Consider the following 648-nt stretch of genomic DNA (forward strand, 5'->3'; position numbering starts at 1 on the left):
GATCGACTCGCTTCGCGTCGCCGATCTCAGGTCGCTCCAGGCTCATACCTGAATTGGAAAAGACTGTCCGCTTTGCAACAAAACCGGTGCCGCGCCAAAGGCGCGACGGCTTGGCCGATTACTGCAGCTTGATTTCCACGTCGACGCCAGCGGGCAGGTCGAGCTTCATCAGCGCGTCCACCGTCTTGTCCGTCGGGTCGACGATGTCCATCAGACGCTGGTGCGTGCGGATTTCGAACTGGTCGCGCGATGTCTTGTTGACGTGCGGCGAACGCAGGATATCGAAGCGCTTGAAGCGCGTCGGCAGGGGCACGGGGCCCTTCACGATGGCGCCGGTGCGCTTGGCGGTGTCGACGATTTCGGCGGCGGACTGGTCGATCAGCTTGTAATCGAATGCCTTGAGGCGGATGCGGATTTTTTGCTTGGACATGGTGTTCCTCGGTTCGATCCGTTGCTTACGCGATGATTTTTGCGACCACACCCGCGCCCACGGTCTTGCCGCCCTCGCGGATGGCGAAGCGCAGGCCTTCTTCCATGGCAATGGGGTTGATCAGCTTGACGGTGATGGTCACGTTGTCGCCGGGCATCACCATTTCCTTGTCGGCCGGCAGCTCGATGGCGCCGGTCACGTCGGTGGTGCGGAAGTAG

Annotated in this window: 2 protein-coding genes; both read right to left on the reverse strand. The window is 61.3% G+C overall.

Annotated features, from left to right (window positions below; translation table 11 throughout):
• Nucleotides 1–118 precede the first annotated feature (118 nt).
• The gene (gene rpsJ, locus PY257_RS03525) at nucleotides 119–430 is read right to left on the reverse strand and encodes a 30S ribosomal protein S10 (protein ID WP_275738816.1); all 312 of its coding nucleotides are present in this window, start codon (nucleotides 428–430) and stop codon (nucleotides 119–121) included.
• A gap of 25 nt (nucleotides 431–455) precedes the next feature.
• Nucleotides 456–648: EF-Tu C-terminal domain-related protein (locus tag PY257_RS03530; RefSeq protein WP_472924719.1), on the reverse strand; the 193-nt coding region annotated here is incomplete at its 5' end.

This window comes from Curvibacter soli, from assembly GCF_029211125.1.
Taxonomy (GTDB): Bacteria; Pseudomonadota; Gammaproteobacteria; order Burkholderiales; family Burkholderiaceae_C; genus Curvibacter_A; species Curvibacter_A soli.

Bases quoted from the DNA above. Each gene is read 5' to 3' on its own strand.
- rpsJ (WP_275738816.1), bottom strand. From the start codon at position 430: ATGTCCAAGCAAAAAATCCGCATCCGCCTCAAGGCATTCGATTACAAG.